1 protein-coding gene is annotated in these 779 nt (G+C 74.2%); it reads right to left on the bottom strand.

Features of this window, described 5'->3' with window-relative positions; translation table 11 throughout:
• Positions 1–119 precede the first annotated feature (119 nt).
• Positions 120–779 (bottom strand): HAD-IA family hydrolase (locus ACSNOD_RS31540; protein ID WP_436770494.1); only part of this gene is annotated, 660 nt, incomplete at its 5' end.

Here is a 779-nt window from a genome sequence, read left to right as displayed (position 1 = left end):
GCAAACCACCCCGGAGGGAACGTCGCGCACACCCGCCCGGAGGGCGCACCTCACGTCGACGACGTCCACATCACGGACAACGTGAACGTGGACGTCGCGCAAAAGCCCATGCGCAGCGCTCACGCAGAGGCCGACGCCACGTCGCCCCCGTGGAGCCAGAGGCGGAAACCCCCCGCGGGGAGACGCTCGACGCGGAGGTCACGAAGATCCCGTCCATGCGCCGTCGGCGCATGGACGGCGGCCCGCGGGCCGACACCCACCACGCACATGCCCGCCGCGAGGCCGGCCGCGATGCCGACCTCCGAGTCCTCGAACACCACGCACCGCTCGGGCGCGAACCCGAGTTCCGCCGCACCCTTGAGGAAGCCCTCGGGGTCCGGCTTGCTCGCCCCCACCCGCTCCGCCGTGACCCGGACCGCCGGCAGCGGCAGGCCGGCCGCCGCCATCCGGGCCCGCGCCAGCTTCTCGTCGGCGGAGGTCACGAGCGCGTGCGGCAGGTCCGCGAGGGCGGCCAGGAACTCCGGCGCGCCCGGCACCGGCACCACGCCGTCCATGTCGGCCGTCTCCTGGGCCAGCATCCGCCGGTTGTCCTCGTGGTTGAGCTCGGCCGGCCGGTCCGGCAGCAGCAGCGCCATCGTGGCGTGCCCCTGGCGGCCGTGCACGTGCGGCATGACGTGATCGGGGTCGAGTCCCCGCTCCTCCGCCCAGCGGCGCCAGCAGCGTTCCACCACCGCGTCGGAGTTGACGATCGTGCCGTCCATGTCCAACAGCGCGGCCTG

This window comes from Streptomyces sp. URMC 123 (assembly GCF_051386515.1).
Classification (GTDB): domain Bacteria; phylum Actinomycetota; class Actinomycetes; order Streptomycetales; family Streptomycetaceae; genus Streptomyces.
Note: the sequence above shows the minus strand (reverse complement) of the source record. Positions and strands in the feature narration are given on the sequence as shown.